This is a genomic window from Paenibacillus sp. IHBB 10380, from assembly GCF_000949425.1.
In the GTDB taxonomy this organism is placed as follows: domain Bacteria; phylum Bacillota; class Bacilli; order Paenibacillales; family Paenibacillaceae; genus Paenibacillus_AQ.
The window spans coordinates 5,435,635-5,459,807 of record NZ_CP010976.1; the positions used below are offsets into that span (position 1 = coordinate 5,435,635).

Consider the following 24,173-nt stretch of genomic DNA (forward strand, 5'->3'; position numbering starts at 1 on the left):
AAGAAATTATATTGTAATTACTCTTAAATCATGGCATAATGAAATGTTAGCTCATACAATGTGTATTGGGCATTATTGTCATATGACTTTATGGAGGTAAACAATATAGTGGAGCGTTATCCTTTCGAGCATGATCCTTCCAAGCCCTTTATTCCACAAGTAGGGGATTGGGTAGCAGATGTATTCTACGAATTATTGCCAGCAGCGGGCTTTGAAGTTCGTGATGAACAGATATATATGGCGTTTCAATTGGAGCGTGCTTTTGCCGAGAAGAAGGCTATTTTTGCAGAAGCGGGAGTGGGGACAGGGAAGACGCTAGTCTATTTACTATATGCTATTTGTTATGCCCGTTACACTCGCAAGCCAGCAATTATTGCTTGTGCGGATGAGTCGCTTATTGAGCAGCTCGTGAAGCCTGAAGGCGATATTGCGAAGTTAGCGCAGCATCTTAGTCTAGCGATTGATGCCAGACTAGGAAAGTCACCTGATCAATATGTTTGTTTAGTAAAGCTTGATCGGGCTAGACTCGCAGATGAACAGGGTGCGCAGTGGGAAGATCTATATGAGAATTTACCGGATTTTGTTCATAGCCCTGGACCCATGCAGAAATTCTATGCCTATGGAGATCGTAAGAACTATCCTCATCTAAATGATGAGCAGTGGCATAAGATTAACTGGGACACTTTCCAGGATTGCTTCACATGCGATCGACGGCATCGCTGTGGGCAAACACTTTCAAGAGAGTACTACCGTCATTCGACAGACTTAATTATATGCTCCCATGATTATTATATGGAACATGTGTGGACGTATGAGGGAAGAAAGCGGGAAGGTCAGTTGCCTCTGCTTCCGGATCATTGTACTGTCGTATTTGATGAAGGTCATCTACTTGAATCTGCCGCGATGAAGGCACTTGGATATAAGATGAAACATGTTGTATTTGAAGAACTGATTCTGCGGTTATTACAAGGAACTGTGAGAGAAGCGTTAGCAGTACTTATTGATGAAGCGATCGAACAAAGTGAAATCATGTTTGATGTGTTAGGTCGACAAAGTGAAAGTATTCCCGGATCTGAACGGAAGCACATTCATTTGAATGATCAGCTCCTGCGGGAAGTTCATCGGTTCCGGAGTATACTAACTGCGATTGAAGAAGAGCTGGTATTTGAGAGTGAGCTGTATACACTGGATGATTACCAACTACGTATAGTCGAGGAACATATTGAGATGATGCAGAAGGCTTTAGGATTGTTTGAGAACTCAGAAGCTTTGATCTGTTGGGCAACAGACAGTGAAGACGGATTGACGTTATCCATCATGCCGAAGACGGTTAAAGAAGTGCTGCAAGAACGGGTATTCAGCACGAAGATGCCGATTATTTTCTCTTCTGCGACATTATCTGTGGATAGCTCATTCGATTATGTGGCGGAGAGTCTAGGGCTAGAATCCTATTTATCCTTCTCTGTGAATTCACCATATGATTATGAACATCAAATGAAGGCCTTTGCACCGAAATTGGCAAGCGGTGAGACATTTACCGTCAAGATGGAGATTGCAGGGCAACTGCTGGAACGTACAAATGGGAGAGCGTTAATCTTGTTCCGCACCCATGAGGAGTTACAGCAGTTTAAGCAGCAGATTTCAAATGATAAGCGTTATGCTTCCATGACCTTTTATTATGAAGGGGATCAGGAGATCAGTTATCTTATTTCGGCTTTTCAACGAGACGAAGCGAGTGTGCTGTGTGCAGTTAGTCTGTGGGAAGGGCTTGATGTACCTGGACCATCCTTATCCAACGTCATTATATGGTCATTACCATTTCCTCCTCAAGATCCTGTATTTATGGCTAAACGTAATGCTTCATCATCTCCTTTTGAGGAAGTTGATCTGCCGTACATGTTGCTACGTTTACGCCAAGGAATTGGTCGTCTAATTCGCACAAGCAGCGATCAAGGTATCATTGCCATTCTATGCGAGGAATTACAACAGAATGCTGCTGTGCGAGAGCATGTTCTGTCGGTAATGCCAGAGGGTGTATCTCTACAAGAGACGTTATAGATAGGCAGAGGTCATGCCAAGCTGCGACATAGCTTGATGATATACAGTAAAAAACCTTAATTCATCAGAAATGATGGATTAAGGTTTTTGTGTATGTATGTCGTTAAGAATTTGAAGTCTGGAGTAGCTAATATGAATTAATTTCAATTGTAGTAGAATACATAGCAAGAATCAGAATTATAAGAATAATGGCGTAAATCGCAGTACCGACAATTCCGCATACAAGACCAGCTATCGCCAGACCACGTCCTTGTTCGTCTTTGTATTTAAGTTCTTTGAGAGAGAGACTTCCGAAGATAATAGCAAGGATTCCTATAATAAAACCAATGTAGGGAATAGCAATGGATAATATGCCAAGTACGAATGTAGCGAAAGATTTGCCGTTCAATGTAGCGAAAGATTTCCCGTTCGTTGTTGCAGGTGGCATAGGCGGTGGATAGTTATTAGACGGCCCATTTAAATCGTTGGAAAGTTGATTCATAGGATGAATCCTCCTTAGTGGTACTTATTACAGGTCTAAGTATACCTAGGTATGTCCATAATTACCACCATTTACTTATGAAGGTAAGTGACACTTCTTAACCTATTAGGGTTGTGTAACCGAACCTATAAATAACCAAGCCTTACTTTGTGTATCTTCAATCGCAAAGAAGAACGGTCGATTGAGGGTCATAGTCACAGGTTCTGAAGGGGGAGCGGACCCGGCGTCTACGAGTACACTCGTTACTGCTGTAGCTTCTGTTCCTTTTTCATTCACTTCGATTAATGTTTCATGCATGATTGAACTGATATAAAGAGGTAGTTCATTAGACATTTGCGAGAAATCAGCTTCTTCGGGCTGGAAAGCTTTCTTCATCCCTAAGTTCTGCAGCACGGTCTTTAATTGTTGCTTATATTCAACTTTGAAGCGGGGTAGACCTATGTCCACAGTATTGTAATCATAGGGTTGCTGCCATGGAGAAGGGTTATTCCAGAGCTCTTGTTGGAGCTCATCTAGTGACGATTGCTCACTTGGTAGAATAATGAGCATGGACATCCGTCCGTCTCCATAAGGGAGTCTAATCGATTTCCAGTTCTTGGTCTCAGCATAGGGAAAGGAGTATTGCTGCCGCATCATTTGAACTTGCTGAGTAGATCCGTCCTGCCGTGTGAATGATTGTTCCTGTGTATGATCTTCGGAGAATGGATGCTGCCATGTTCCATTGAAATAGATCACATTGATAAGAACAGACAGGGTGTCTTCACTTAAGGGTTGATTAAGAATGTGAGTGATTTTATCTCGGGTATGTTTCTCAACCCAATTATTAATTTTATCCATTGTTTTAGTATTACATAATTTCAAAGAGTGAATGTCAGCATTGTAGCTATCTTTACTCGCGCGAAGAAAAGGCTTTTTAAACTCCATTCCTTCTTTGACCCAGACTGAATTCGCTATATCCAGTTGAATGCCGTTATCGGAACCTGAGAGTAGCTTTCTTAATTGTTCATTATATGTATTCAATTCCTCTAAATCTAAGCCCTCCCACCCCAGCGTCTTTGCCATTTCTAACGCCGTTTCTCCGGCGCTCCCATTATAGGCGAGTGCTAGTCCAGTAGATATGCTATATGGAGAAATCATCACATTCTCTCCCCCACCACTTTCAACAAGCTGGCGATGAAGCTGTAAGCCCAGTGTATTCTCAGCCTGTATGATCTGAGGATCTATGAGATTTACGGCTTGCTGTCTTTCTTTCAGAGATAATGCGGGTGAAGCTTGGCTAGATGCTGAACAAGCCGGGAGTATAAGCGTAAGCAGACAGATGAGAACCCGTAATTTATACAAACAAGACAACTCCTTATATTGAAACTATATATCAATCGGTACTTGTTAGACGAAATAAAGAGAGAGGATGTTGCATGAAAATGGAAATATTAATCCTTTGATTGGCGGCATATTCAAAAAAAATTTGGGGGCAACAGCGATCGGAAGGACAATCCGTCGCGTAGCGGTCAGTTATCAACGCGATACATTTTTCAAGCACTGATTTTGGTGTTGAGCTCAATTCGTTACACTATATGATCTAAATAGGGGAATGAGCGGTGTCTAATAGTGCGTACTTTATTGGTAATAAATCATCTGATCAAGTGAGAAAGGCATTCGAAGCAGAGGGGATTGAAGTTCATTTATATTTACGTTTATAAGTCACAATGAAATGAGTAGCTAATAAAAGTAAAAAGCAGCCTTAGAGGCTGCTTTTCTATGTCTAAATGATGTACTCAATAGACGTATGTGTTCCCTTTGATCCCGGTTTGCGAGAGTCTCTAAACATACTGTAATACAGAATGGAAGCCCCGACATAGAGTGTACCTGTAATGCTGAACGTGATTGCATATCCCCAATAATGGCCATAGGAAGTAATAAGATAGGATTGAACAGGTCCCATTAATGCCCATCCCAGCATAAACGCTGTCTGTGTCATTGAATTGGCTATGCCTCGTTTAGAATCAGATACACGGTCGATTAAGACGGTGGATAGAATTGGATTCGCAGCGTTCATCAAGGCTTGTCTGAATAAAAAGCTAATGGCTGCGATAGCCAGTATATTAGTAAAACCGGTTAATAGTAGGAAGGGTAGAGAGAGCATCTGGAAGCATATGATGGCTTTTACAGATCCGATCCGTCCTGCAAGTGAGGGGCCGATAAGCATAGATACAATCGTCATAATTTGTCCTAATGAGATGAGTAGACCCACGGTGCTAAGCGAGACGGCGAAACGATTGGTGAAATACAGATTCAAATAGGGAATGACGAGTCCAGAACCAATTCCAATGATGAGCTGTACTAAGGCGAATTGACCTATGATTTTGTATTCAGATTTCAATGTGCGATTGCGGACGGGCACAGTCTGAGGAACAACTGTGGGTGTAGCGTGGATAGATTTAACTGCTTTAGATGGCTCAATGATGAGTAATAGCGGAATAAACGCAGCAAACGTAGCGATCCCTCCGGTAGTTAGTACGATCTGCAAACTTGAAACCCGATTCACCCCAAGACCTTGAAGCATATCTGCTAGAATCCCACCACCCATGCTTCCAATGACCTGTGAAGCTAACACAAGGGATGAATAATAGCTAAAAACCCGTAGGCGCTGTGAAACAGGGACACTCTCGGCTAGAAAGGGTATAGCGAGTACTTGGAATATCGAAGTGAATAGTCCAGTCAAGACGGCAAAGGACAGTAGATTGAACTCGGTCACTAGGAAAGAGCGCCCAATGAAAGCAAGACCGGTGAATAGAGCTCCAATAATTAATAGACGCTTACGACTTGTTCGGTCACCAAGTAGTCCGACAGGAATGAACATGAGCGCCGTAGCTAAGGACTGAATACTAATGATCCTTCCATTCATGGCATCCGCATAACCAAGACCTTGGATAAACAGATTATATAATACGGAGAACATACCGCCTCCGATCTGAAATAAGATATTGGCTAGAAAAAATAATTTGATATTACGAGATAAACTGTTCCATTCTCTCATCATTCGTTGTATGAAATTCACGATATTCCCCCTAACTCTCTACGAACTAATCTTACTATTCTAGCAGTTATAGTAGTGACAAGGGAATGATTTTTTAATCCAAGTATCCCTATTGAGTTGACAGTAATTGAATGTCGGGGTATGATCATAAATATAATCATTACCGTTGAATAAAAATACAATTGCATGTATAATATTCATCGTAATGAATGCTTGTGAAATTGAATAATGTGGAATTAGGTGCTTCAGTTGAACGAATTGAAGCTTAAAAGGGAAGTTCGGTGTAATACCGACGCGGTCCCGCCACTGTAACAGAGGAGTCACTGCTATATAGCCACTGATTGTATAATCGGGAAGGTAAGCAGATGGATTACGATTCTGGAGCCAGGAGACCTGCCTATTTTGACAGCACTGCGTTTACCTACGGGAGATAGGAAGGTGTTAGAGATGGCCGCCAAATCAGGCATATTCAAAAGGCATCTTTATCCTCTTTGTGTTGGGTAAAGATGTCTTTTTGCTATGAACATATAAAGAGATTTGAAATAAGAGGAGGCACATTAACGACATGGTAAAGAGTAGTAATCTAGGGTACCCACGTATTGGCGCGAACCGCGAATGGAAAAAAACGCTTGAATCTTTCTGGGCGGGTAAGATTAATGAAGAGGATCTGATTCATCAATTAGAATCTATCCGATTAGACCATTTAAAGCTCCAACAAAGCAAGGGGATCGATCTCATTCCCTTGAATGATTTCACATTCTATGATCACATCCTGGATACGTCTGCTATGTTCGGTCTTGTTCCAGATCGCTTTGATTATGAGGGTGGGGTTGTTCCAGTCTCCACTTATTACGCGATGGCGAGAGGTGACAAGAATGGGACGGCATGTGAAATGACGAAATGGTTCAATACGAACTATCATTACATTGTGCCAGAATTGAATGGAGCTACTCCAGCTCTGACTAAGAATCAGCCGCTACATGCCTATCGTGAAGCTAAGGAAAAGTTAGGTATTGAAGGTAAGCCCGTATTGGTGGGTCTGTATACGTTCTTGAAGCTTGCTAAAGGATATGCAGCAGATCAACTGGATGCATTAATTGAGCAGTTCCTACCCCTATATAGCCAGATTCTACAAGAGCTGGAGCAAGAGGGTGTGCAGTGGATTCAGATCGATGAGCCTATTCTAGTGACTTCTTTAACGAAACAAGATAGAGAGAGAGTTCAGCATATTTATACAGTGTTGCATGCGGCTGCACCTAAGCTTAACATCATGCTACAGACGTATTTTGAAGCAGTTGATCATTATGAAGAAGTGATCTCGCTTCCAGTTCAGGGGTTCGGACTTGACCTTGTTCATGGACTAGAACAGAATTTGCAATCGATTAAAAAGTTCGGATTCCCAGAAGGAAAAACACTTGGTGCAGGTCTGATTGACGGACGTAACATTTGGCGTTCAAGTCTTGAATCTCCACTCCAATTGTTGAAAGAGCTATCTGAATTCGTATCTTATGATCGGATTGTGGTACAGCCTTCTTGCAGTCTACTGCATGTTCCGGTTAGCACTAAACCAGAGACGGCAATAGATCCTGTGTTAAAAGAGGCTTTAGCTTATGCGGATGAGAAGTTAGATGAGATTGTTCTTCTTGTCCAAGCTGCTAGCGGTCAAGAGGGTACAGATGCGAAGCTAAGTAATAGTAGAAACGCAGTCGAAGCGCTTAATGCGTCTCAGTCAAGAAATCGTGTTGAAGTTCGACAAGCTGCTGCGAATAGGGATTCACAGCCGTCGACAAGAAAGAGTGCCTTCAATAAACGCCAAGTTAGTCAGCAAGAGAAATGGCAGCTTCCATTCCTGCCGACAACGACAATCGGGAGTTTCCCACAGTCACCAGAGGTCAGAAAGGCTCGCCAAAGCTTCCGAAAAGGAGAATGGAGTAACGAGCAATATGAGAAGTTCATTCAAGATCAGATTCAAATATGGATTAAAATTCAAGAAGAGATTGGCATAGACGTACTCGTTCATGGTGAATTCGAACGAACGGATATGGTTGAATTCTTCGGCGAGAAATTGAATGGATTTGCCTTTACGTTGAATGGTTGGGTACAATCCTATGGTTCACGCTGCGTGAAACCTCCGGTTATTTACGGAGATGTGGAGTTCATTGCTCCGATGACCGTGAAAGAAAGTGTCTATGCCCAGTCTTTAACGGACAAACCCGTAAAAGGGATGTTGACAGGTCCATTGACGATATTGAACTGGTCCTTTGTACGTGATGATCTTCCTCGTAATGAAGTGGCCTTCCAGATTGCACTGGCATTAAGGGAGGAAGTTGAGGCCTTAGAGAAGGCTGGAATTGAGATGATTCAAGTCGATGAACCTGCACTTCGAGAAGGACTACCATTGAAGAAAGAGAAGTGGGATAGCTATCTGGAAGATTCCATTCTTGCTTTCCGTCTATCTACATCAACCGTAAAAGACACAACCCAAATTCATACACATATGTGTTATTGTGAATTCCACGAGATGATTGATGCGATACGGGCACTAGATGCTGACGTTATCTCCATCGAAACATCACGTAGCCATGGTGAACTTATTCATACTTTTGAAGAATCCACGTATGAGTTGGGTATTGGATTAGGGGTATATGATATTCATAGTCCAAGAATTCCAGCTGTGGAGGAAATGGTATCTATGATCGATAGAGCTTTACAGGTATTAGACCCAGCATTATTCTGGATTAATCCGGACTGTGGGTTGAAGACACGTGGAATGGAAGAGACGGTAGCATCTTTGGAACACATGGTGCAAGCGACTCAAATCGCTAGAGAAGCAAGAAAAGTAACGAATTAAAATTTTTATAAAAAGGTTACGCACTATAAGCACTGATGATGGTGTTGAGCCATAATAAGAAGGCCAGATTTCCCTGATATAACAGGGGGATTTGGTCTTTTTGAAATGACATAACAAAATGACATCATGATGTGAACCATCTTTGGAATGTGATGGAGAACGACAACGAGCATCGTTTGAGAATTCCAAGCTTGGAAATAATTATGCTGTCTGTTACTATAAGTGTGAATATAGTAGTTCGACACAATTCTATCAAACCCGGGAAATGGGCGATCCATATCCATCATAAAAGGGTTTAACTGAGAGGTTACCGTGAGAAAAAAATCGATGAATGGCGTTTTAGCTCGAAACACGATGCTTGGAGATGAAGAAATATATCAAATTCGTAGAATATTATCCCGTAGTGAGCTGTCTGTTGTGTATATCGTACGTCATGTAGATACAGGAATCATGAGCGTGATCAAAGAGTTCTTTCCGAGTGCCTTGGCTCGTCGTTCTTCCGACGGTAAGACACTTCAATACTTGCAAGCTTCGGTCTCGCCACAATTTGTGAAGCTAATGGAGGCATTTCAGCGGGAAGCTTGGGCATTACGTGATCTACAGCACCCAGCAATCGTCCGTTATGAGGACTACTTCGAAGGGAACGGGACAGCGTATCTAGTGATGGAGTATTGCCGAGGTATAACGTTGGACCGAGTCGTGAGAAAGAATGAGCAGAGCATGAATGCTAACTTTCTACGAACTTCCATGCTTCCGCTGATCGGGGCGATGGAACATATTCATCAACAAGGATTCGTACACCGAGATATAAAACCTGCCAATATTATCATTGGGGAGGATGGACGGAGCAAGTTGATTGATTTCGGGTCTGTCATTCGTTATACAGAATCTGATGCCGATCGCCCCATCTTTACTACGGCTGGATATTCACCCTTAGAATTGTACTCAAATAAGTCGTTACAGACCCCTGCGGCGGATATTTATAGCTTAGCGGCAACACTATACTTTTGCTGTATCGGAGCAGCGCCTACAGCTGTGCCGACACGGTTATTTGAAGATAAGTTGGAGTCGGTTCGCTTCTTAAATAAAGACATTTCGCCTTTCTTATCGCGTGTCATTCATTGGGGGCTTTCTCTTTCCACCGATAAGAGGTGTGGCTCCCTTCGATGGTTTAGAGCGGCACTACGAGCAGAATATATATTACAAAAAAAGAGTGTGGTTCGGCTAACGGGTCGTAAACCCACAGCTGTACCACACTCCCTTCCAACAGAGCGAGAATTCCACCACTCAGACTAGGCTGAGTGGTTGGTATTGTTCCCTGTATAAATGGTAGTAACGGGTTTAACCGCCTTATAGCGAAGTTCAATCTCGGTCTTCCCATCTTCAAAGGTGATATACAATTTATCATTGAAGTGGAGGGCTTCTTTCTTGTTTTTAGGAAGAGGAGATTTCCCCCGAACCACAGCACAACGTGTATGATGTCTGACATATAATGCCCCATTCTTTCCCGGTTCGAATATAATATATTCGCTCTCCGGCAGGTTCTCATTCACATCAAGACTTCGGAATAACTGCATCAGAGTAATCTGTCTGCCTGGAAATGAAGTCAGCGGCCAAGACTTGACTGGAATATCCGTACCGCTGGCTGTATTTAAGAAATAGCCTTCCAGCTTTCCTGCAAATTCCGGTTTAGGACGTAACCAGAGGTACATAAGAATGCCAACAATGAGAATAACGGCTACGGCAGCACCTATAATCTTATAAAGTGTATATTTGGATTGAATAGTCAGGTGGAAGAGAGCCGTCACGGTTCCACCTTCAGAGTCTGTTGCCAAGATTGCTATTTCCGATTGACCTGTACGCTTGGGCGTTAAAGTTAGCGTGCTTCCAAGTAATTCTGTAGGTAACTTGTCCCCCATTGCCTCCGGCAGTGAATAGGTTATGAGATCCTGATTAGGGTCCTGAATATATTTCCCGAGATCCAATGTGATTGCCCCATCTTCTTTGATGAAATTCAAATCCAATGACCCTGTTACTTGGGGAGGGAGGTTAGTGATTTTCACTTTATTGGATGAGCTCTCACGATAGAAGTTGGGTCCGTCAATCATGACTTTCCAAACATACTCCCCTGAATTAGGAAACGTATAATCTGTTCGAAAACCTTTGTTAGTATTGGTCATAGGAATACGCTGTTCTTCCTTACTTTCAACCTCTTTGACTACCAATTCGGCCTTCAGGCTGGTGTACACCGCATCATCTTTCAACCTCGTTGTTGCTCCGGGTGTTGCAAGATAGGCTTCAATCTCTGAAGGTTTCCCCTTGATCGGTTTATCATGACTGAGCTTGGCCTCAGCCTCTAGATTATAACTTCCTAACAGATTGATCTTGATCCAATCTCCTTGTTTACCTTTGAACTTAAGCACTGCAGTTCCTTGTTTCGGGTTAGAAATTTTCATTAAGGAATACTTATCGGATTTGAAAAGTCTCGTATTCTCAGAGTTGAAATATATTTGTGTTTCTTTTAATGGATGTTCTGAGAGCAGAATAATATTTGCTTCCTCCATGCTTGAATTGGGAAGTTTTACTTTGACTTCCTGTAGTTTACCTGTCGCTGTAACTCCTGCAACAGGTACGAGTACAGATCGTATCTCGCTGGCGAAAATTTGATTGAATATTTCAGGAAGATCGTCAGCACTACTTGTCATGAATGACGCTCCCCCCGTCTGGGAAGCGATTTGTTCTAGTTCCTTCTGGTTTACGGTACCGTCATGATTAAGTCCGATCGTGTAAATCGGGAACCCGTTCTTATCTGCTTTGGCTATAGCTGCTGTTACGTCTTTATCGGAATCTTGTTTCGCTCGCTCACCACTAGAAGGACCGAAATCGGTCTCCCCATCGGATAATAGAATGAGAAAGGGTAATCTGCCCTGAACTTGAGAAGATTGATCTGAATTCCCCGCCTCTAGCACTTCAGCCCCTTTGAGGAGACCTAGTCCCATATCGGTATAATTGGATCGTTTTAATTCATTAATTTGTTGCTTGAGTGCCTTCTTCTTCTCCACCACAGCAATGGAAGTGAGAGGTTGGGAAGCCACAATACGATCATTATAGGCTACGAAGCCGACCCGTGTACGACTAGCTTCACTCATATCCATGAATAGTTGGATAACCTCAGCCGATATACGATCTTTATCACTAGTACTCATGGAGAAGCTCGTATCCAGAACGAAAACGGCATCAAAAGCCTTGCCACTAGTATCTTTAACAGATGCCTCTGCGTAGATTGTCGAAGCTGCAAAAAATATGAATCCGAAAAACAGGTAAAAAGTCCTTGATAATATTCTCATGTTTTTGTAAAACCACCTTTTTTTCAGTTACTAAATGGGTTGTAAGTATGTATAAAATAGGCATGGGAAGCGGGAGTAGAAGCTTTTGTGATTTATAAAAATAGGACTGTTGGTTTAAATATATTTTTGATGGGTTGTAAAAAGTTTACACAAAAAAGTTTATCGGTAATTGTTCCTTGAATATTAATAGTTATCCAATAATTAGGACCTTATACGGACTTCAAATGCCAGTTCTCTCCTAAATTTAGGTCCAAATACCCCGTAATATACTTCGGTTCTATATATTGACAATATAGAACATATTTCCTTAATATTAACCCCATGACACGGGAAATTTTTGGGAATGAAGTCTTATTTGCTCGAAATGAATCATTGTGATGATGGGAAGAGCAGAAGAAAGAATGACCACACTTCTCAAGTCGGAGTATGCAGTAAACGGGGAGAGGAGGAGGCATGAATTTTTATGAGCCGTCAAATCCTGAATTTTGGGGTCTTGAGACACGAGTGGCTTGTAAACATTGATGCTGACCATTCATGGACATTATCAATCAAACGAATCGGACGATGCTTTTTGAGGAAATCAATCCAGAGAAATTAGATCTTGTAACTATCGTAGGGGATGTTAAAGGAATTGACAGCCTGAGCGATGACAAAGTCAAAGAGATCCACCAACACCTCTTGGTGAACAATTTTGATGAATTTCTAGACAAATTTTCACCAAGTGTGTACTCATTCTTTAATGCTGCCAATCAGAAAGTGATGTATGCCTTGAAGAAGCCTGAAGGATTAGCAGAAGATTGTATTTCTGAGATCCGCATTGATCAGAATAATGATTTCTTAAAGATGTTATTTACACTTATCGATACGAAACGCAGTCAGGGTATTACGAATGTGGATTTCAAATTCGAGAATTTACTCGATATGATTTCTCCGAAAAAAGTGATGGATGATATTCGCCAAGTGCGTAAGGAAATCCACTACCTATTCGGACAGTATGAGAAGTTAGATGAGGGTGATCCCAAGAAGTTAGACCTTGGAGACAAGCTGAATACCATGTTTGAAGACGCAAGTCAGAATTACAACAATGTCATGGCGATGTTGCCACTTGCCATTGAGGATATTAAGACCCGTCTTCTACTAGGTAATTCTCAAGAAGAGAATATGTCTGAAGCGATCCGTATCGGTACTTTAACCATTGGAGACAGTGGGGAATTGAAGATTATCGAGGCACCAAAAAGTGAAAGTACAGAATTGCTATTGCTTGATGAGAGTGGAACCAATGAACTGGTGAACGTCTTTGAAGATGATTATAACAGTGTTACAGAATCCCCTTCAGGGTATGTCAAAGATCTTGTCGTGCGTACGTTCTGCCCACTTCCGGCTGTGCATGAAGAAGTAGATATCTCAACAGAAATTCAGAATTATAATACCTATTTAGAATTTTACAAGACAGCTAAGGATGATTTCGTCAAAACGGTCAAGCCATTGGTTGAGAAAATTCTTGGCGTCAAGATGTTCTTTGATCAATATGCGATTAAGAACAAAGGGATGTTACCGTCACTTCTGATTACGAATACCAAGCTTGAGATGATGGTCAAAAGTAGCAATATCCCGAGACTTGAAACATTCCTGAATACGGTGAATTCCAAGAATGAATTCTCTGATACCATCTGGTTCGGTATTGTGCCTTCCATCGAGCTAGAAACGGCAGGTCACGCTAAAGTGAGTCGTGAACGTTTCCGTGGGAATGAGAAAATCGTTAAGCAGGATGGGAATAACCTTGAATCGCTAACGATGCTTCTTCAGGTCATTAAGGATTACAAAGTGCAGTTGTTCTTCAACTTTCAATCTGGAGAAGATACAACGTTTAGCAGTATGGCAACAGCAGGCATTGATAAATACATCGACAAATGTGCTCCATTGCTTCGTAAGGAATACAGCGAATTTGCGATTCCTTGTGTACCTAACTTCACCATTATTCCGAAGGATAAATCGGGTGTGGTGATTGATAGTCGTATGCTTCAGACAGAGGATGGAGCGCAGCTCTCCAAGGAGAAGGAAGATATTCTGAAATTGTGGATTGAAGGCGTGTATGTAGGCGCTTCTTATGTAGCGGCGGGTATTGTGGCTGCTTATCAATGTCCAGAATATTTGAAAGAATCCTTCAAGAATGTGAGTAGGGAGTTCCCTGGTGTTCGCTATGATATTGAGGCTAAGGACAACAGTTTGCGTTCTGTCACAACGATGGCCAAGGAAATCACTGGATTCACGAACAATATTAAGGATTCTATTAATCGCAAGAACTTTGGATTTGTATTCTCCTCGGAGAGTGCTCAGCTACAGGATAAAGATATCCGTCGGATCACTGTCTATAAAGCGAGAAGCCTAGCTGCTTCGGAAGACGGGTTCGACTCGATCTATAAGACACTTGTCAGTACCTATATAGAGCGTATTCTTCGCTTTCAGACAGGTGACTTCAAACATGAGAATATCGTGAAATTCTTCAGTAACAATCCCGGCAGTCAAAAGAGTAAGTGGCTGGGTACGCGAGGATTCATCAACTCCATTATTCAAGATGGAGACGATATGACCTATGTGATCGATGAGAAAAATAACCTGTGTCACATTGACTTGATCTTTAACGGTAACGTGAAGAACTTGGAAGTGATGATTACCAAAGCAACGAGTACTGTTAAAGCATGATCGGTTCACTAAAGCGTATGTTCGAGGCGTTCTTTAATAAGCTCGCCTCTACACATAAATTCTGGAGACGATCAAACGCTCCAGACCCAATATTAGCCATTTTAAAGGAGGAAGTATTAATGGGATTTATTCTTAAAGTAGAAGGCGCAGAAACGATTGAACTAGGTATGGACAACATTCAGAAGGTTGTATACGACACGGATACACCGGATGACTCCAACGCAAGATCAACAGATGTAGGTTCAACACTAAGAATTAGTGGTAAAATCATCACCGCGACTGACGGGGACAAAGCAGATGATACGCTGAAATTGGCTAACTGGTCACTTGTACCTGCTGAGAAGGCAGATTGCTACCGTAAAGTTACATTGAAAGTGATTGCAGCGGACCAAGTTGTTCGTGAAGTAAGTTTCCCTAACGCCTTTGTGGTGGATTATACCGAAAGTTTCGGTGATTCCGAAGGGGTAGGAACATTTAACTTGTATATCAAGCAAAAGAAAGACAAAACAGAATTCGCTGCCATTCTAGGCGGATATGCATTCTCACAATAAAGCATTTGCATCATTTGCCGCCTAATGAAGGCGACAATCTTGCAATTTTAAGAGGCTTCGGCCTCTTAAAATGCTTTTTTTTCTTTATTGTTCAGACCTTCTATTGTAATAGAGAGCGTTATACATAAAGGCGGGGGATCAAGGTCAGTGACTAATTATTATCAAATTCTCGGTGTTGGTCGGGATGCACAAGCAGTAGAGATCAAACAAGCCTACCGACAATTAGCCAAGCGATACCATCCAGATACGAATCAGGGCAGTGAAGAGGCTGCACAACGATTCAAACAGATCCATGAAGCATATGAGGTTCTGAGTAAGGAGTCCTCAAGACAGGCATATGATGCTAAGTCAGCTAGTGCGAATAGTCAGAACACACATCAACGTAAGAATGCACAAAGTGAATCAACGGGTAGGTCGAAGACGAACCCCACAGCATTTAACGCCGAACAAATGCGTAAACAGTTTGATCAGTTTTTTGGATATCAAGATAAGTCGAAGGAAGGGTCTTCTCAATCTAAAAAAGAAGAGAACTCCAAAAATCCACTCGATACTTCTGCCATATTCGATCGTTATTTTGGAACGAAAAGAAAATAAATAAATGAATGAATCGTGAATACCCCTTAAGGAGATGGAGGTGGCGGATATGAAGGCGCGTAAATCCGTGTGGATTATAGTGATTGATGTGATCATGTACGGCATTATAGCCGGCATTATTCTTTACACTTTATTACACCCTGAGGATCAAATATTGAAAATTTCAGTCACCGTGGGAGCGGCCTTTTTTATAGGTGCAATCCTATTGCAACGCTTGACTAGAAAGACTTCACGTACTGTAGAGAATCAGGTCGTGAAGTTGGTTCTATTAGATGACGATGGAGAACGTATGAAGGAATGGTACATCGAAGGAGAGACATCGTTACTCATTGGAAAAAACAGTCAACGCGGTGAAGTTGATATAGATTTATCGGAATGTGAATATGCGTCACTCATTAGTTCAGAGCATGCGGTACTGAACCGAGCGGGTGCACGGTGGTACATTGAGGATATGGAATCCAATAGTGGGACGGGTATTAGACAAGCGGGAACAAGTACCGCTAGTAAGTTGGTTGTTGAAGAGCCGCTACAGATTGGAGCGGGAGATTTGATCTATATCGCCAACACGCGACTGCTAGTGAAATAAACGTATAGCCGCGCTTTGGACTAAGATATTTGGAGGAATGAAGACAAAATGAGCTTGACAAGATGCGCCAACGGACACATGTTCAGCACAAGAAAGCATGGTAATACGTGCCCCTACTGCAACATTACGGTAGAGGCTACGCCGAAGGGAGAGCCGAGAAGGCAGGCTCCAGTAGATGCAGAAGAGAAGACGATGCCCTATCTAGGGGAAACCATGAGTATTCATCCCGTTACGGGTTGGCTGGTTTGTATTGAGGGACCTCAGATGGGTCAAGATTATCGGGTAATGTCAGAGAAGAATTTCATTGGACGCGCGGAGGAAATGCATATTCGTATTCTCGGAGACAATACCATTTCTCGTAGAAATCATGCTGTTATCGTCTATGATCCGAAGAAACGGAATTTCTATCTGCTTCCAGGGGATGCTTCAGGACTAGCCTATCATAATAACGAAGCAGTCTATTCACCTGCCGAGCTGGCGGCATATGATTTAATTCAACTGGGGCACAGTAAATTCATCTTCATTCCTCTGTGCGGCGCTCATTTCGAATGGGAAAACAATTGAGGACGTGATGTTAGCGATGTTGCAGACGGTAGAAATAGAGCATTATATCGTTATTTTATCAGCACTTATCTTATGGATTGTATTGTACTATATCCGGCGAGTACTCGTACGACGTCAATCAACCACGACCCCTACCACTGGGATTCAGATTGGGAATGGACAAAGTATCGGAAGACGGGAAGAGCAGGATGACTATTTCTCCAGTTCAACCACTTCTGTCGGTACACTTGCAGTCATCGCCGATGGGATTAGCGGTTTGTCTAACGGAAGAATGGCGAGTACGCTCGCTGTAACGGTGTTTAGCAAGGAATTTCTTTTATTGGAGAAGACGGAGGATTTCACTGAATTTTTCTCCAAGGCAGCAATGCAGAGTAATAGTGGAATTCTAGCCAACCTAAGCGGAAGTAACGGTGGAACAACCTTGGTCACAGCTGTGGTATCTTCTGGAATGCTTCACTGGGCAGCGGTGGGAGATAGTATGATCTCGGTGTTCCGAGAGGGCGAATTTATCTCTATGAATTCCAAGCATACGGTCGAGACGTTACTTCACGAGCAAGTTCTTAGTGGAGAAATGACCAAAGAAGAAGCTGAGACAAGCCCTGTCCGTAAGCATTTGGTCAATTATTTGGGATATGAAGGCTTTAGAAATATGGAGATCGGTGAACCCTTTCGTTTGCGCAAACAGGATAGAATTATGCTTGCTAGTGATGGGATCTACGATGCTTTAAGTGAAGTAGAGCTTGAAGAAATGTTGAAGCAGAAGAAGCCAGTGGAAGACATCGCTGACGATATCATCGAACAGATTGAGGCTCTAGGCTTAAGAAATCAGGACAATGCGACAGTTATTATACTAGAAAAGGGCTGGTGATTCCTTGCGGCATCCGCAAATCCGGATCGCTAGAGACAAGGGGGAACACATGCGGAAGGAGAACAGTGATTTCAAGACCGGTTTCGTTTCTGAAGCGGGTTCTTTTATTAATAATAAGGATTATTTCGCTTACATAGAGCTAGATGATATGGCTTGTTATGTCATTGCAGATGGGATCGATAACGATCAAGAAGCTCACAGTGCCGAGATGATAGCCAAGACGGTATTAGAGAATTTCATAGAGCGTCCAACCTTATCGCGGAGACAACTTAAAAGCTCATTACATGAAGCACATGAATGGCTGAAGTTCGAGAGTCGGAGGGTTCGGTTGAAGGCCAGTCTACTGGTGGTAGTAACCAACTATACCAAGATGATCTGGGCATCCAGCGGTAACGCGAGGCTATATCATTTCCGTGGGGGAAGGCTCAATCAGAAAAGTAAAGATCAGAGTCTATCACAGGTTATGGCAGATGATGGTTTCCTCCCAGATGAGACTGTATCACAGCATGAGGAGCGTGGCAATTTACTTCATTACATGGGTAATCCAGATCGTTTTCACCCGTATATTTCGCCTCGTATTCCCTTGTCAGATGGCGATGTGTTGTTACTCTGTACATCGGGATTATGGGAGCAGGTTAATCTTCCAGAAATGCTTGATGCATTGGAGGAATGTAAAGAGCCAGAGGCTCTAACAGATACGCTTGAGGAGATACTTCTCAGCAAGCAGAAAAGAACCATCAACAATTACACGGCTGTCGCTATTTATACGGATAAGACGTATAAGGAGCCACCTAAGAATCGTAAGAAATGGATCAAACGTATTCTTATTGCAATGATGGCTTTGCTGTTAACAGGTGGTGGAGTCTGGATTTATAAAGTAAGAGAAGCAAATCGGATCGCTGAAGCAGCCGCTAATATGGTGGAATTCGAACGTGACGGAGACGAATATGCGGCAGATGGTGATTATAGTAAGGCGCTTAAATCATATAGCGAGGCAAGGAACGCAGCTTCCAAAGTGAAGGACAAGATTCATACCAACCTTATTGGAAGAAAGCAAAAACTGGCCCGGATGTTAGTTGACGGTGACGAATATTTGAAGGATAGCATCTACGATAAAGCCGTGTCTAGTTATACGAAGGCGCTAGAGAATGCGGATCATTGGGATATGTTCGATGAGGCGGATATCCAAGAAAGAATCGATCGTACGACGGATTATGAAGTTGTAACAGAACAGATTAGGCAGGGAGACCTCAAATCTCAGGGTCAGGATTATAGCGGTGCTCTAGCTATTTACAAGAAGGCGAATACGGCCGCAATTGAAGTGTCGTACACCTCAGCTCAGAAGGATCTACAAGATAAGATGAGTAAGGCTCAGGAGAAACTGGATGCCGTGCAAATGGAGACGATTAACCTAAAGGGTGACAAGCTGGAGCAAAAAGGCGACCGCAGCTTCGATGCTCAAGATTATGCAGGGGCTATTGATAGCTACATGCAGGCACAGGAGAAATATCAGTCCACTGGCAAGTTGGAGCGGGTATTGGCGATGGAGCGCAAGATTGCTAAGGCGGATGAGAAGTTACATCCTGTCGTTCCTGTGGTTCCCGTAGTTCCCGAATCAGAAGCTATGACAGATAATAGTAACTTTGCAGATCAAGGAACTCCTTTTCCCTACGAATCGGTGACAGAGACTGATCCACAGGCTTCTAGGAAAGAAACTGTAGCACCTCCTGCTGGTGTGGATGATAACAAACAGAATGTGAAGGATGTAACGACGGATGTAACAGCGGATGATTCAGACCCGATAAGCCCTACCCCTGAAAGCAAGGAGGAATTGTGATTTATGAAGGATATCGTACAGGACCGGATTAGCAGGATGGAGGATTTACAACAACGTCGCATGTTGAAGAATATGATGACAGGTGTGTTTCTGAATCTAGTAGAGTATCAGGATGATTTGAATCGGAAGTTGGAACGTCGGGTATTCGATGAGGTCGAAGGTGACGATGGGAAGCATGATGTCTTTACGGCGTTATGCTCAAGGGAAGAATTGGACCCGATACATGAATTTCTATACCCGATGATCCCACAGGATGCGGAAGTGCCTGTTATTGATATGAAAGGTATCGTCGATGCTTTGGCTCAGAAGGAAGAGGTACTGCTGACTACGCTATTTCTACAGTGTAATTATTCGTTAATTAGACAACTATTGCAAAGTGATAGGGAATTTCAGGGAGAACTACTCACCACGAAGGGACGATATACCGTTAAGGTTAGACTGAAGCAGAACAGGACTTATCAGGATCAGATTGAGAAACTGTACCATGTATTTATCACTAACAGTCTTCCATGGAGAACGGTCAATCATCCCTATATACATAAATTTGTTGATGTACTGTTGACGGGGTGTGATGGGGAATTAGAAGAAACGGAAGAAATCTCGCAAGTTACGGTTCATTTAGAAGAATACGAGGCATTCAAACGAATGAATCTTATACCGCTGTGGAACATTCAGAAGCTAGAGCTGAAGACGGGTGGATTTCCTATTCCGGCGGAAGACCGTGTGAATTATGAACATGTGCTTCCGTTACGTAAAACCGGGACTAGACATGGTTATCTTGTAGATGGCGATGAAGAGAACATCCGTTATATCAAGCGTACACAGGACGAGATTACGATCGTATCCCCCCGCGATAAATCAGATATATGGCATTTACTCCAGCTTGCAGAACCGGTAGACACGGTGATCGGTAAGCTGGATTATGACGTTATATCGAACCGTAAGGTAGAGGGGTTTATCGGCAAATACAGACATAAACAGGATCAAAGGGTGAGATCCAAGGGTGAGATCATTCGCATGACTCAGGCCTTTGCAGAATCGAAGATGCTAGAACTGGTCGATTACGAATTAGTAGAGTCTGGCGTGGGTCGTTCCGTTACCTATGAACTGAATCCTTTTGTTAGCGATCATGTACGGTCGGAGCAAGGAAAGACACGCATGCTTCTTCGGTTTCGGAGTAGAGAGAGTCGGGAAGAGAACCAGTTCATATTGGAGGATCTAATGAGCTTTCTCGTATCTGAGATTCAGCTAGCTTTCCCTGAATATAAGTGCGAAGGAGAATGGGCTTGAATTATATCTGGGACCTCATGATCCGCGGACAGGAATTAGGAATGGCCAAGAAAGACATCTACTTCATGCCTGCCAAAGTCTATTCGCCATATATGGAGCTTAGTCAAGAAGATCTGAATGCCATGACGGTTGGGCGTGACGTTGAGGTGAATCCGTACTATCGATTCCACGATATTTTTAATGGGATGTTCGATATCAATAACTCCGAAGATATAGAACTACGCGGTGCATTGTTCGATATCTTAATTCATTTTTTGGCCGATATCGATTTGATGCAAGGGATGAACAAGCGGGAGTATCACATCCGCTTTATCCTACGGGATATTCAAGAGGGTCTGCTAGGAGAACCCGTGAAAGAGAATATTTCACTGTTCGACCGAGAGGAACAGGAGACTATTGCAGCTAATGTGCTACGACTGTACGACACTGGAGAAGCACTTCATTTGTTGAGATATACAGTAAGTCAGATATTTCAACATTCGACGATATATGCGAACTGTGAGGAGAAGGATGAACTGCTGTTCTATATCGGACAGAAGGAGAATGAAACAGCACGTAACAAGCTTCAATTGATTATGGACCTGTTTCTCCCCATCCGGTATCGCGCAGAAGTGTACTGGAACGATCATTTCGGCATTATCGATGAAGATTATACGATGATTCAAGATCGTATCGCACTCTATTAACAATCAGGTCTGTACAGGCTGTAAGGATGACTTCACACATGATCAGTGAGGGGGAAAGGGCATGAAGGGTTATTCCTACAAATTGCATAACAATCCCACAACGAAAGTCTCCGAACGTGGTGTGGCTAAGTATGGCCGAGATGAGCTTATGGAGATGACCACATTTCAGTTGCGGAATATTTGCTATAAACAAAGATTAGTTGAAGGACTGGGCAATAACTTGGACCGTGAAAGTCTAATCCGCATCATTATGAAGTATTTGAGTGCGGAGGAACGGTTATTCATAGGCCCCATCTGTGAGGGCGGCTTGGATAGGGTTCAAAGTACGATTCGTAAGTATATGCAGCTTCCCTTACAGGGCGATGGAGGGATCCGTGTACCTGCAAGGCTGATTCTTTATTCAGGGATGGCTATGGATAAGTCTGATAGTTATCGTGTAACAGCTACAGCACCGCTAACTGAATCGAACGTGTTATTGGTGAATGATCGGATGGAGCTATGCGGCATCCTTAATCTGCAACAAGATGAGGGCAAGCATGGGCAATATTATCTGTCAACAGATCGTGAAACACAGTGGGTGCTTACATCCAATCGCCAGTATAGCCTATTATTCTTGCGCAAGCGTGAGTCGGAATACATCTACAATACCTATTATCAGGTGCATGACCAACCTCCAGCCAATATCCAATATTATAAGATTCCACTCGCAGAACTGGAAATAAGAGAACTAGAAGAGACAAACGCCGTGCTTGCCATTGATTTCGGTACGTCTAACACGACGGCGGGTGCCTTTCTATATAACGGTTACGCGGCATCGCCAAGTAGTCTAGATCTGCTAAATGGACAAATTCATATGGATGCCATTAACTACGTTAAGTTCCCTGATACCACGTATAAGAAGACGGAATGGATTGAAGCATTGCCCTCAGTAGTTAGTGTGGCGGACTGTTCTGATCCTACCAACATTCAGTATAACTTCGGTTATCAGGCGCTTCGAAGCATGCGTCATAGTAGTTATAGTAGCCGCGCCAGTGTGTTTCATGGCATGAAGCGATGGGTGAACAATTACGCCAAGCTAGAAGAAGTCATGGATACACAGGGGAATATTGCTGTGGTGCCTAGGAGTGATATTCTTCGTGCGTATATTAGCTATGTGGTGACTAGTGCGGAGCATCAGTTCAAGTGTAGATTCAGACATCTACATCTATCTAGCCCCGTTAAGATGAAGACACAGTTTATCGATATGTTCACCAAGATTCTACCTGATTACAAGATCGAGCGAGACAATGCGCTTGATGAAGGGATGGCCGTACTCTATAACACGATTGCCGACGGAATTGAGCGGGGAGTGTTTGAGGACGAAGAGGAATATAAGGCATTGGTCATTGATTGCGGTGGAGGGACAACGGACTTATCTTCTTGTAGCTTTCGAGTCGAAGACGGGCATATGTCTTACAAAATCGATATTAATACGACCTATGAGAATGGGGACACCAATTTTGGTGGTAATAACATCACATACCGAATTATGCAATTCATGAAGATTGTTTTTGCCGACTATTACATGGGTCAACGCAATCTGAGCGATATTGATAAGCTGATCGATATCCCTGGAAATGATCTATTCCGAGAGGTCGATGAGCAGGGTGTTGAGCAAATATATAGTGAATTAGAACGAAGGTATCGTGAGGCGGAGGATGTCATCCCAACGGCATTTACCTTATATGAGAATCGTTCACGTGATGAGTATTTACGTGTACGGGGTAACTTTCACTTCTTATGGGAAATTGCTGAACAAATGAAAGAACAGTTTTTTCGCAGAACCGGAATATTGCGTAATCGATTCCACTCGGATCACGATACGCTCGAAGAAAGCGACTTACAGATTACGACGATGGATCGCTGGTTCTTATCGGTGTCTCGTAATGGAGATATGAAGGACGAGTATGAATTCCCCGATGTCGTGTTCAACATTAAGGAAATCACGCAATTAATTAAAGCGGATATATATAACGTTGTCCGTAAATTCTTGGATGATTTCTACCGTGAAGGCCGCATTAGTGATTATTCGATTATTAAACTAACGGGTCAATCTTGTCGTATCGACGTGTTCCGCGAAGCACTTAAAGAATTCGTCCCTGGACGTAGCATTGAATTCCGACAGAAGCCAGTGGAAGGTAGGATACCCGACCTTAAATTATCCTGTTTACGTGGTGCGATTCGGTATTTAAATGCACGTAAATTCGGCAGTATTGAAGTAAATATTACGAATTATTCGGCGGTTATTCCTTACGCTGTCAGTGCACATACCCATAATAACCAAGAGAAAGAGTTGATCAGTAGCTTGGAACGGAGTAACCGAGTGCTCGGCTGCATATCACGTCCATTCGATACCGCAGAGATAGAATTCTTCCTCCATGGAAGTGACGGCGGACTTCGTCAGAGCTATTTATATATTAATAAAATAGAGGATTACCGTCCTGTTACGCACGAGGAGATTAATCTGACTTATGCGGATAAAATCCCACAGGATGACACGGACTCTATCGTCAATGGAGAGACCAAATGGTTCGTGTTCGCCGATGATAACCATTGGGGATTTCACGTGCTTCCTGTAGCACGGAGGAAGGACGGATTGCACTTGGGAAGGAAACAAATATTTGCATTTGAGAGCGATCTGTCCGAACTGGATTTCTTTGACGGATTGAAGTAAAGGTACC

The 24,173-nt window shown here is 42.8% G+C and carries 17 protein-coding genes and 1 riboswitch; of the genes, 13 read left to right on the forward strand and 4 right to left on the reverse strand.

From position 1 onward, the window contains the following. The first annotated feature begins 108 nt into the window (after positions 1–108). Positions 109–2,058 carry an ATP-dependent DNA helicase gene (locus UB51_RS24640; protein ID WP_044879564.1) on the forward strand — a complete coding sequence of 650 codons (1,950 nt, stop codon included), beginning with the start codon at positions 109–111 and terminating at the stop codon, positions 2,056–2,058. 127 nt (positions 2,059–2,185) lie between these two features. On the opposite strand, the gene UB51_RS24645 is transcribed toward UB51_RS24640, so the two are convergent. The 3 genes from UB51_RS24645 to UB51_RS24655 all read right to left on the reverse strand — a co-directional run bounded on the left by UB51_RS24645 (position 2,186) and on the right by UB51_RS24655 (position 5,597). Further along, positions 2,186–2,539, reverse strand: coding sequence for a DUF4190 domain-containing protein (locus UB51_RS24645; protein WP_044879565.1), 354 nt, complete (start codon positions 2,537–2,539; stop codon positions 2,186–2,188). 105 nt (positions 2,540–2,644) lie between these two features. Beyond that, positions 2,645–3,880 (reverse strand): serpin family protein, encoded by a 1,236-nt coding sequence (locus UB51_RS24650; protein WP_044879566.1) that lies wholly within the window; start codon positions 3,878–3,880, stop codon positions 2,645–2,647. Positions 3,881–4,301: 421 nt separating this feature from the next. Further along, complete coding sequence (locus UB51_RS24655; RefSeq protein ID WP_044879567.1) at positions 4,302–5,597, reverse strand: MFS transporter; 1,296 nt, start codon at positions 5,595–5,597, stop codon at positions 4,302–4,304. A 200-nt stretch (positions 5,598–5,797) separates the two neighbouring features. Continuing rightward, positions 5,798–5,991: riboswitch (cobalamin riboswitch) on the forward strand. A gap of 150 nt (positions 5,992–6,141) precedes the next feature. Between UB51_RS24655 and metE the strand changes: the two genes are divergently transcribed. Further along, entirely contained in the window at positions 6,142–8,427 is a 2,286-nt protein-coding gene (gene metE / locus UB51_RS24660; protein ID WP_044879568.1) for a 5-methyltetrahydropteroyltriglutamate--homocysteine S-methyltransferase, read from the forward strand. 312 nt (positions 8,428–8,739) lie between these two features. After that, positions 8,740–9,723, forward strand: coding sequence for a serine/threonine protein kinase (locus tag UB51_RS24665; RefSeq protein ID WP_234405502.1), 984 nt, complete (start codon positions 8,740–8,742; stop codon positions 9,721–9,723). On the opposite strand, the gene UB51_RS24670 is transcribed toward UB51_RS24665, so the two are convergent. Then, on the reverse strand, positions 9,720–11,774 hold the full coding sequence (locus UB51_RS24670) for a vWA domain-containing protein (RefSeq protein WP_044879570.1): 2,055 nt from the start codon (positions 11,772–11,774) through the stop codon (positions 9,720–9,722). The genes UB51_RS24665 and UB51_RS24670 overlap by 4 nt on opposite strands. Positions 11,775–12,308: 534 nt before the next feature. On the opposite strand from UB51_RS24670, the gene UB51_RS24675 reads away from it, so the two are divergent. From UB51_RS24675 to UB51_RS24720, 10 genes are all read left to right on the forward strand, one after another. Then, entirely contained in the window at positions 12,309–14,477 is a 2,169-nt protein-coding gene (locus UB51_RS24675; RefSeq protein ID WP_044879571.1) for a hypothetical protein, read from the forward strand. Positions 14,478–14,596: 119 nt separating this feature from the next. Next, positions 14,597–15,028 carry a hypothetical protein gene (locus UB51_RS24680; protein ID WP_044879572.1) on the forward strand — a complete coding sequence of 144 codons (432 nt, stop codon included), beginning with the start codon at positions 14,597–14,599 and terminating at the stop codon, positions 15,026–15,028. 147 nt (positions 15,029–15,175) lie between these two features. Beyond that, positions 15,176–15,622: a J domain-containing protein gene (locus UB51_RS29490; RefSeq protein WP_044879573.1), complete on the forward strand. Its 447-nt coding sequence runs from the start codon at positions 15,176–15,178 to the stop codon at positions 15,620–15,622. A 49-nt stretch (positions 15,623–15,671) separates the two neighbouring features. Then, positions 15,672–16,208, forward strand: coding sequence for an FHA domain-containing protein (locus UB51_RS24690; protein ID WP_044879574.1), 537 nt, complete (start codon positions 15,672–15,674; stop codon positions 16,206–16,208). 48 nt (positions 16,209–16,256) lie between these two features. Continuing rightward, positions 16,257–16,772: an FHA domain-containing protein gene (locus tag UB51_RS24695; protein WP_044879575.1), complete on the forward strand. Its 516-nt coding sequence runs from the start codon at positions 16,257–16,259 to the stop codon at positions 16,770–16,772. A gap of 7 nt (positions 16,773–16,779) precedes the next feature. Next, the gene (locus UB51_RS24700; protein ID WP_445322346.1) at positions 16,780–17,640 is read left to right on the forward strand and encodes a PP2C family protein-serine/threonine phosphatase; all 861 of its coding nucleotides are present in this window, start codon (positions 16,780–16,782) and stop codon (positions 17,638–17,640) included. A gap of 49 nt (positions 17,641–17,689) precedes the next feature. Beyond that, on the forward strand, positions 17,690–19,477 hold the full coding sequence (locus UB51_RS24705; RefSeq protein WP_052676070.1) for a PP2C family protein-serine/threonine phosphatase: 1,788 nt from the start codon (positions 17,690–17,692) through the stop codon (positions 19,475–19,477). Positions 19,478–19,480: 3 nt separating this feature from the next. Next, positions 19,481–20,767 (forward strand): hypothetical protein, encoded by a 1,287-nt coding sequence (locus UB51_RS24710; protein ID WP_044879576.1) that lies wholly within the window; start codon positions 19,481–19,483, stop codon positions 20,765–20,767. After that, the gene (locus tag UB51_RS24715; protein WP_044879577.1) at positions 20,758–21,453 is read left to right on the forward strand and encodes a hypothetical protein; all 696 of its coding nucleotides are present in this window, start codon (positions 20,758–20,760) and stop codon (positions 21,451–21,453) included. The genes UB51_RS24710 and UB51_RS24715 overlap by 10 nt, the downstream gene beginning before the upstream one ends. 61 nt (positions 21,454–21,514) lie before the next feature. Next, positions 21,515–24,166, forward strand: coding sequence for an acetate and sugar kinases/Hsc70/actin family protein (locus UB51_RS24720; protein WP_044879578.1), 2,652 nt, complete (start codon positions 21,515–21,517; stop codon positions 24,164–24,166). The last annotated feature ends 7 nt before the right edge of the window (positions 24,167–24,173 follow it).